Source organism: Streptomyces sp. NPDC049577, assembly GCF_040675635.1.
In the GTDB taxonomy this organism is placed as follows: Bacteria; Actinomycetota; Actinomycetes; order Streptomycetales; family Streptomycetaceae; genus Streptomyces.
In genome coordinates this window covers 1-7291 of record NZ_JBFAPH010000320.1, presented here as the reverse complement: position 1 = coordinate 7291, position 7291 = coordinate 1, and the positions used below count along the sequence as shown (strand labels likewise).

Annotated in this window: 9 protein-coding genes; 4 read left to right on the top strand and 5 right to left on the bottom strand. The window is 71.5% G+C overall.

Features of this window, described 5'->3' with window-relative positions; translation table 11 throughout:
• Positions 1 to 203: helix-turn-helix transcriptional regulator (locus AB0K09_RS26950; RefSeq protein WP_366067999.1), on the bottom strand; the 203-nt coding region annotated here is incomplete at its 3' end.
• Between the two features lie 118 nt (positions 204 to 321).
• Between AB0K09_RS26950 and AB0K09_RS26945 the strand changes: the two genes are divergently transcribed.
• From AB0K09_RS26945 to AB0K09_RS26935, 3 genes are all read left to right on the top strand, one after another.
• A complete protein-coding gene (locus AB0K09_RS26945) occupies positions 322 to 480 on the top strand; it encodes a hypothetical protein (RefSeq protein ID WP_366067997.1) in 159 nt (52 codons plus the stop codon).
• A 1-nt stretch (position 481) separates the two neighbouring features.
• Positions 482 to 700 (top strand): DUF6255 family natural product biosynthesis protein, encoded by a 219-nt coding sequence (locus AB0K09_RS26940; protein ID WP_366067996.1) that lies wholly within the window; start codon positions 482 to 484, stop codon positions 698 to 700.
• Positions 701 to 1012: 312 nt separating this feature from the next.
• A complete protein-coding gene (locus tag AB0K09_RS26935) occupies positions 1013 to 1447 on the top strand; it encodes a subtilase-type protease inhibitor (protein ID WP_366067995.1) in 435 nt (144 codons plus the stop codon).
• A 107-nt stretch (positions 1448 to 1554) separates the two neighbouring features.
• On the opposite strand, the gene AB0K09_RS26930 is transcribed toward AB0K09_RS26935, so the two are convergent.
• The 4 genes from AB0K09_RS26930 to AB0K09_RS26915 all read right to left on the bottom strand — a co-directional run bounded on the left by AB0K09_RS26930 (position 1555) and on the right by AB0K09_RS26915 (position 6423).
• A complete protein-coding gene (locus AB0K09_RS26930; protein WP_366067994.1) occupies positions 1555 to 2637 on the bottom strand; it encodes a S1 family peptidase in 1083 nt (360 codons plus the stop codon).
• 329 nt (positions 2638 to 2966) lie between these two features.
• Complete coding sequence (locus AB0K09_RS26925) at positions 2967 to 3938, bottom strand: slipin family protein (RefSeq protein ID WP_366067993.1); 972 nt, start codon at positions 3936 to 3938, stop codon at positions 2967 to 2969.
• Positions 3939 to 4102: 164 nt separating this feature from the next.
• Entirely contained in the window at positions 4103 to 5023 is a 921-nt protein-coding gene (locus tag AB0K09_RS26920; RefSeq protein WP_366067990.1) for a S1 family peptidase, read from the bottom strand.
• A 185-nt stretch (positions 5024 to 5208) separates the two neighbouring features.
• On the bottom strand, positions 5209 to 6423 hold the full coding sequence (locus tag AB0K09_RS26915; RefSeq protein WP_366067989.1) for a DUF5685 family protein: 1215 nt from the start codon (positions 6421 to 6423) through the stop codon (positions 5209 to 5211).
• 274 nt (positions 6424 to 6697) lie between these two features.
• Between AB0K09_RS26915 and sepF the strand changes: the two genes are divergently transcribed.
• A complete protein-coding gene (gene sepF, locus AB0K09_RS26910; protein WP_366067988.1) occupies positions 6698 to 7147 on the top strand; it encodes a cell division protein SepF in 450 nt (149 codons plus the stop codon).
• Positions 7148 to 7291: the final 144 nt, after the last annotated feature.

Genomic DNA, 7291 nt, shown 5'->3' with positions numbered 1-7291 from the left:
GCAACGTCGAGATCCCTCGCCAGGTCCTCCGACGGCACCCGTTTCGCCGACTCCACATAGCTGATCATCGCCTGCGTCGTGTGCGCGAGCTTCGCCGTCGCCTCCTGGGACTTGCCGGACTCCGTCCGGACCCGCTTCAACTCCGAGCCGAAGAAGGCCAGGAGTGACGAGGTCGGGTCGGGTGAATCGGTCTCAGCGGTCATGTCTGGCATCCCTCCGCCATAACTCTGCGAGCGTCATGGGCTCCCCTCTGTCGAAGCTACTCGCGGACCGCAACGCTGTTGCCACACACAGTCGTTACCCCCCACACGAGGTACCCACATGCCCGCCCCCCTCCCCAAGAAGTCCCGCCGGACCGCGCCCTGCGCGGAGTGCGTGCGGATCAAGGCGGCGTACTACGCCGCGTCCCGCCAGGGCGACCGCGTCGCCGCGCTGGCGTGGATCGCCGCGATGGGCCGTCACCACCGGGCGGTGCACTGACATGAACCGGCCCTCCTGCCCGCACGGTGCCTGGAGCCTCTCCGAACACGGTTTGGCCGCCTGCACGGCATGCGGCGTGCGACGATTCACGGATTACGCGGCCCTCGCCGGGACGTCCTTCGGCCAAAAGCTGGACTCCCCGGAATCCCTGCGGCGGCCACCGAACGCCCGCTTTTCGGCCGGTCTGCGGGAGACCCCGCCTCCACAGGAAAGATCTTGAGATTCCTTGCTCTACGGGCCGGAAAATCTTGCTTTCATGCGTCGGACAGCCGAACACCCCGCAAATTTCCAGGTATCACCGCTGGTCAACACTCCCGTAACACTAAATCCCCCCAACCCCTGGCAATCCGGACGACCCCACCACGTCCGGATTTCCCCCCTCGCCGCTCACGGGCCTGGCGGCACATGAGATCGAGCCATTACCGAACGCTTCTGCACGGCGACTAAAAGTGTTCGGTACGGTCGCGTTCATGCCCAACTTCGGCAAGACTTCCGTCCGTTATCTGACGCCACGAACAAGGGAGTGTTCGGAATGCGGTACATCACTGGGGGAATCGCGCTGGCTGCGGCGCTGGGCATGGCCGGCCTGGCAGGTGCCGGTACGGCGGCGAACGCCGCGCCCTCGAGCACGCAGAGCCTGTACGCACCCTCGGCGCTGGTGCTGACCGTCGCCCAGGGCGACGACCCCGCCACCGCCGGCGTACAGCGCGCGGTCACCCTCACGTGTACCCCCAAGGCCGGCGGTACGCACCCGGCGGTCAGCGACGCCTGTGCCGCGCTGCGCGCGGCGGGCGGTGACTTCAACAAGGTCACCACGATCAAGGCCGGCACGTTCTGCACCAAGGAGTACAACCCGACCCTGGTGACGGCCGAGGGCGTCTGGGACGGCAAGCGCGTCTCGTACAAGCGCGTGTTCGCCAACCCCTGTGAGCGGGAGGCCGGCAAGGGCGTGGTCTTCAACTTCTGACCCGGCCCGAAGAGCCTGCCCGCATGGGCGAAAGGCGGCCCCCGGACACCGTGGAGGTGTGTCCGGGGGCCGCGTCCGTGGGGCCGGCCGCCGCAGGGGCCGGCGTGTCAGCCGAGGGTCACACCGTACGCCTTCAGCGCTTCGGACACCGGCTGATAATAGGTTTCGCCGCCGAGGAGGCAGCTGCCGCTGCCGCCGGAGGTGATGCCGAGGGCCTTGGTGCCGTCGAAGAGGGGGCCTCCGCTGTCGCCGGGTTCGGCGCACACGTCGGCCTTGATGAGATTGCCGACGGTGCCCTCGGCGTAGTTGACGGTGGCGTCGACACCGGTGACGTGGCCCGTGCGGACGCCGGTGCTGGAGCCGCTGCGCCGCACGGCCTCGCCGACGGTGGGGTCGGCGGCGGTGGTGATGGCCTGGCTGCCGGCGCCGTAGAGGTCCACCTGGCTCGGATGGTCCAGGGTGGCGGTGTACTTGACCAGCGCGTAGTCGTTGCCCGGGAAGCTGTACGCGGTGGTGGTCGCGATGGGCGCGCCGTCCTTGACGGCGGACCAGGTGGCGACGGCGCGGCCGCAGTGGCCGGCGGTCAGGAAGTAGGGGACACCGCTCTTGACGACGTTGAAGCCGATGGAGCAGCGGGCGCCGCCGCCCCAGATGGCGTCGCCGCCGGCGATCAGCCGGGTGAGCCGGGTGGTGGTTCTGCGCACGACGACCACGTCGCCGAGCCGCGAGGCGACCCGGTTGAGCCGGTCCAGCTTGGCGCCGGTGACGGTGCGGTCGGCGGTGACGACGACCCGGTTGGCTCTGGGGTCCGTGGCCCAGGCGGTGCCCGGGATGGTCGCGCGGGCGGCGAGGGTGCGCTTGGCCTCGTCCAGCCGGGCCCGGGAGAACCGTACGCGCCGGGGCTCGGCGCCCGCCTTGCGGACGGTGTCCTCGGCGCCCCGGTCGACGACGTCGACCACGAGGCGGCGGGCGTCGGTGTCGTAGTAGGAGCCGGCTGCCGCGTCCCGCAGCTGGGTGTCGAGCGACCTGGCGAGACGGACCGCGGCGAGCTCGGAGAGCACGGCCGGGGCGACGGCGGCACGGTTGCCGGCCGACGCGCCGGCGGGCTGCGACGTCAGCGTCGCGGCGGTGAGGACCGTGACCGCGGCGCCGGCCAGTGCGGCCCGCGCGGGCATCCGGCAGGTCTTCAACTCGACACCTCCAGTGGGGGGTTGAGCCTGGGGCGAGCGGGATCGCCGGCGGCCCGGAGGGTGTACGACACAGCCGCTTCCCCGATAGGAGAGGCGCGTCCATGCCAAGTTGATCGGTTCGTCGAGTGTCCCGACCAAAGGGGGGAGTGCACAAGAGCGACTTCCGGTCGCGCGCATGGTCATGCACGCGCCCCCATCGTGCTGCATGCGCGGGGCGTATGTCGCGCGCCATGCGCGGGCGTATACAAATGCAGGCCCCGCGTGGGCTACGCGGGGCCTGCGCCAGTCGTCAGGGTCGGTTCATTTCCAGGTGAAGGGCCGCCGGGACGTCAGGCGTGTCCGATACTCGCCTCTCCAGGCCCGGACTCCGGCGATTCCAGCGCTTGCGGCCCGGGGATTCCCGGTGTGTCCAGCGCTTCCGGCGGTGTGTCGTCGTCGATGGGGACCCGGGCGGGCGGCTCCTCGACCCGGCCGGCCCGCCCGGACGCCTCGGCCTGCTCGGCCTCGGTCCGGGGCGTGCCGGTCGCCGGCGGTGCCGTTCCCCCCTGGGCCCGTTCGAGAAAACGCAGCAGCTCCACGGGGAAGGGCAGGACGAGCGTGGAGTTCTTCTCGGCAGCGACCGCCACGATCGTCTGGAGCAGGCGCAGCTGCAGCGCGGACGGCTGCTCGGACATGGTCGCGGCGGCCTCGGCGAGCTTCTTCGAGGCCAGCAGCTCGGCGTCCGCGTTGATCACGCGGGCCCGGCGCTCGCGCTCGGCCTCGGCCTGCCGGGACATCGAGCGCTTCATCGTCTCCGGCAGCGAGACGTCCTTGATCTCGACGCGGTCGATGTGCACGCCCCAGCCGACGGCCGGGCTGTCCAGCATGAGCTCCAGGCCCTGGTTGAGCTTCTCCCGGTTGGAGAGCAGATCGTCCAGGTCGCTCTTGCCGATGATCGAGCGGAGGGAGGTCTGGGCCATCTGGGAGACGGCGAAGCGGTAGTCCTCGACCTGGATGACCGCCTCGGCGGGGTCGACGACCTTGAAATAGACCACCGCGTCGACACGCACGGTCACGTTGTCCCGGGTGATGCCCTCCTGGGCGGGCACGGGCATGGTGACGATCTGCATGTTCACCTTACGGAGCCGGTCCACGCCGGGAAGGATCAGGGTGAGCCCGGGGGCCCGGATGTCCGACCGCAGCCGGCCCAGCCGGAGCACCACGCCACGCTCGTACTGCTTGACCACCCGCGCCGCCGCCATCAGATAGACGGCACCGGCCGACGCCGCGGCCACCACTGCCACCACGAGGTCTTCGACCATCACGGCCCCCTGCGGTTCGGGACAGGCGATATGTCCACGGTATGCCCCGTTCGCGGCATGGTCGAGCCCCCGGCCCGCGCGGGGCCGGGGGCTCTGTGCTGCTGGCCGCAAGGCTGGGGGAAGGCCTGGTGCTCGCGGTCAGACGGCGGTGGGTGGGGTGGCGATCAGAAAATGCTCACCCCGTAGGCGCTGAGCGCCTTGGTGACGGGCTGGAAGAAGGTCGTCCCGCCGGAGCGGCAGTCGCCGCTGCCGCCGGAGGTCAGCCCGAGGGCGGTGGAGCCGGCGAAGAGCGCGCCGCCGCTGTCGCCCGGTTCCGCGCACACGTTGGTCTGGATCAGACCGCGGACGATCTGGCCGTTGCCGTAGTTGACCGTGACGTTCAACCCGGTGACCTTGCCGCCGTGCACGCCGGTGGTGGAGCCGCTGCGCTGCACGCTCTGCCCGACGGTCGCGTTGCCTGCCGCGGTGATGCGCTGCGTACTGCCGTTGTAGAGGTCGACCGCGCTCGGGTGGGCGAGCGAGGTGTTGGTGTACTGCACGATCCCGTAGTCGTTGCCCGGGAAGCTGGTGCCGGTGGTGGGGCCGATGCTCGTGGTGTGGGAGGAGTTGGTGTAGTAGGGCGGCTTGCCCTCCGTGCAGTGACCCGCGGTCAGGAAGTAGTAGGTGCTGCCCTTGCGGACGTTGAACCCGACCGAGCAGCGCCAGCTGGGCGCGTAGATCGCGTCGCCGCCCGCGAGCAGGGGCCGCAGGGTGCCGGTCGTGCGCTCGACGCGTATCGCGTCGGCGGCCGGGCCGGCCTGCCGTCTGATCTTCGCTATGCCGGCCCGGGAGACGGTGGAGTCGGCCGTGACGACGACGGTGCCACTGGCCTCGTCGGTCACCCAGGCCGTGCCCGGGACGTCGGCGGACTCCACGGCGCTGCTCACGGAGGCCAGCTGGGCGGCGGAGTAGCCGGTGGCCGAGGTGCCGTCGGCGTGGGCGGCGGTCGCGGCGAGCGCCGATGCCGCCAGCAGACCGGAGGTCACCGCCAGGACGCGGACGCGTCCGGCGATACGGGTGCGGGGGGTGGTGCGCCTGTTCCTCACGTAGGTCCTCCCGAGTGGGGTCGGGGGTCCGCAGGGTGCGCGGGCCCGTGAGGCGCGGCCGGGGGCACGGCGCTACATTCGCCGTGCTCCTGACAAGCGCTGCTCGGGAGTATTCGGGGCCGTGGACGCACGGCGCAAGAGCATCTTTCGGACGCCCCCGGCGTGCGCCCCGGCGCGAGAACTCCTCAGCAGTCGCAACCGCAATCGCAGCCGTCGCAACCGTCACAGCAATTGCCGCAGCAGTTACAGCAGTCGCAGCAGTCACCACAGCCATCGCAGTTGCCGCAATCGCAGTTGTCACAGCACTTGGCGCACCAGCCCTCGCGCGGCTGCCCGTTCCACGGATCCGTGTACGGGTCCTTGCAGCACACCTGGCACGTGCAGAACATCCCGGCCCACACCGCGCAGCCCGCGACGAGCCCGCGCTGCCGCCCGCGCCGCGGCGGCTCCGGCGGGGACGAGGGCGGCATGACAGGCGGCGGGCCGAAGGCGGCCTGCGGCTGATGATGTTCACGGTGTTCACAACTTCCGCCCGCGAACGCCCGGTCGACCGCGCGCCCCAATTCGTGCGCGAGCAGGATGTGCGCGAGCCGGCCCTGGGCCTTGCTGCCGAACTCGACCTCGCGCAGCGCCAGCCGCACCCCGTGCACCGCGTCGTCGCACAGCCGCCGGACCTCGGCGAGGTCCGTGCCCGTCGCGGCGACCGGGTTCCAGGCACCGGTACGGGCGTCCTCGTCCAGGTCCTCGACCGCGTCCAGCAGGTGGGCGAGCCGCCCGAAGAGCCGGCCCGCCTCCTCCAGCGGCGCCCGGTTGCCCGGCCGCCCGGCCAGCACGGCCGTGTGGCCGAAGGCCGCGGCGGTCGCCGTCTCGGTGGGCTCGGTTATCTCCAGGAGCGGAGTGCCGGGGCCCGCCAGGGCCTCGATCCCGGTCTGCCGCTCGACCGCGTCGACCAGCACCGCCGTGTCGAAGCCGAGCTCCGAACCGGTGCGGGCGCCCGCGCGGTCCCACTTGGCCGCCACGCGGCGCGCGGCGGCCGCGACCGGACGGCGCGCCAGGAGGCCGTCGCCGTCGGCGGCGTGGTCGCGCATCTTGGCCGAGGCCAGCACCAGCGAGACGGACGCGGCCAGCCGCGCGCCCTCGCCCCGGGCCACCGACGCACCGCGCATGCCCCGCAGCGGGCAGGGTCCCGCCGTGCGCCGCCAGGCGTTCGCGCCCTCGGCGGGCGAGGACTGAGCCTCCACCAGAACCGATATGACCAGCCCGTCATAGTTCGTCGCCATGCGGGCCACCTGTCCGTGATCGCCCTTGAGTGCCAGACAGAGTCCGCACAGATGAGCCATCCACTCGGTCCGCATGTCGTCCGACAGCCGGTGCCGGCAAGGCCTGATGATTCCGAACAAGGCGTGTTCCCCCGTGTGTGTGCCGATGGACCCGGGCATCCTAATCACCGGGAAGTGGCACCTCGCGGGGAGCGCACGCCCACCGTCCGCTCCGCATATGCCCAGGTCCAGCGCCCGTGGCCGACCCACGAAGGTTTCTGACGCATCGACACCCGCTTTGCACCAGATGCGTCACGAAATCCTCGCTCGGCCGCCATCCACTTGGCACAACATCCGCATCATGGACGACCATAGAGGGGCGGGCGGAACACACCGCGTGTGAGAGGAGGCGTCCATGGGATCGGTGCGCAAGGCGAGTGCCTGGCTTGGCCTCGTCGACGACAGCGATGACGAGCGCTACTACGGCGGCTACGAAGAGGACTCGGACGAAGGACCCGAGCCGGGCGACTCCTGGGTGACCAACCCCAAGGTCCGGGTGGCCGACGAGGTCGCCCAGGAGCAGGGCACCCGCATCGCCACGGTGACCCCGGACGGCTTCCGGGACGCCCGCGGCATCGGCGAGCTCTTCCGCGAGGGCGTCCCGGTGATCGTGAACCTCACCACCATGGAGCCGAGCGACGCCAAGCGCGTCGTGGACTTCGCGGCCGGCCTGACGTTCGGGCTGCGCGGCTCGATCGAGCGCGTGGCCAACCGCGTCTTCCTGCTCACGCCGGCCGACTACCGGGTCCTCAACGGCGAGCCTGCCGGGCGCCGGGCGCCGGGCGGCTTCTTCAACCAGAGCTGAGCCGAGCCGCGCCGAGCCGCGCCGCCGCGGTCCGGCCGGGGGTCCGGGGGTCGCCCCCCGGGCAAGCACCGCAACCAGAGCCGAGCCGCGCCGCGCCGAGCCGCGCCGCCGCGGTCCGGCCGGGGGTCCGGGGGTCGCCCCCCG